We start from the raw sequence: 936 nt of genomic DNA on the forward strand, positions 1-936 counted from the left end.
TGCCCGAGATGGAGACGGGGCCGTAGAGGTAGCGGTACTCGGGGTGACGGGCCAGCACGGCGCCGATGCCGTACCAGAGGTAGTCCAGACCGCGCTTGCCCCAGTAGGCGGGCTGGATAAAGCTGCGGCCCAGCTCCACCGCCTGCTCGAGCCGCCCGTGCATGGCCGGGGTGAAGGCAAACAGGGTGTGGCCGTAGAGGCCGGCTTCGCCCAGCTCGCGCAGGGTCTCGCCGACCGGGGCGAAGCGGTAGGCGCCGACCACCTCGAGGGCGGCCGGGTCCCACAGCAGCAGATGGCGGTAGTGATCGTCAAAGCCATCCAGATCGCGGCGCTTGCCGGTACCTTCTCCCACCGCCCGAAAGGCGATCTCGCGCAGCCTTCCCAGTTCGCGCAGCACGCAGCTGTGCGCCTCTCCCTGGCGGCGGTAGAGGCGGATCTGCTGGCCATCCGGGGTCAGGCCGAGCAGCTCGCAGCGCTCGATCGCCTGCTTGAGGCGGCTGCGCTCCTCGGGCAGGGCGATGGGGGACTCGGTCGCCAGCCGCGGCATTTTACCGCGGCCGATGCGGTAGAGATCGCTGCGCACTAGGCGGGCGGCCAGCGCCGGCGCCAGGCTGTCGAGTTGGGTCGGTGCCAGCCGCCGGCCAACGGTGACGGTCAACTGTCGGCCGCGCTGGCGAAACATCTCGTCGACCAGCAGCAGGCCGGAGAGGGGGCGTGAAAGCCAGGAGCTGAGATAAAAGCGTGGGCTGTTGCGCCCGGCCAGGTGCAGGGGCACCAGCGGGGCTCGGGTGCGCCGGGCCAGCTTGATAAAGCCGCTGCTCCATTGGCCGTCGCGCACCCCCTTGGGGCCGAGGCGGGAGACTTCGCCGGCGGGGAAGATGATGAGTGCCCCCTCCTGCTCCAGATGCTCCCCCATGGCGCGCAGCGCCTCGCGCG

General features: G+C 70.6%; 1 protein-coding gene. It reads right to left on the reverse strand.

What is annotated here, in order from left to right; genetic code table 11:
* The coding region (locus tag BN1134_RS01540) for a lysophospholipid acyltransferase family protein (protein WP_042044870.1) at positions 1-936 on the reverse strand (936 nt) is incomplete at both ends.

Origin of the sequence: Aeromonas simiae, from assembly GCF_000820125.1 — a bacterium.
GTDB lineage: Bacteria > Pseudomonadota > Gammaproteobacteria > Enterobacterales > Aeromonadaceae > Aeromonas > Aeromonas simiae.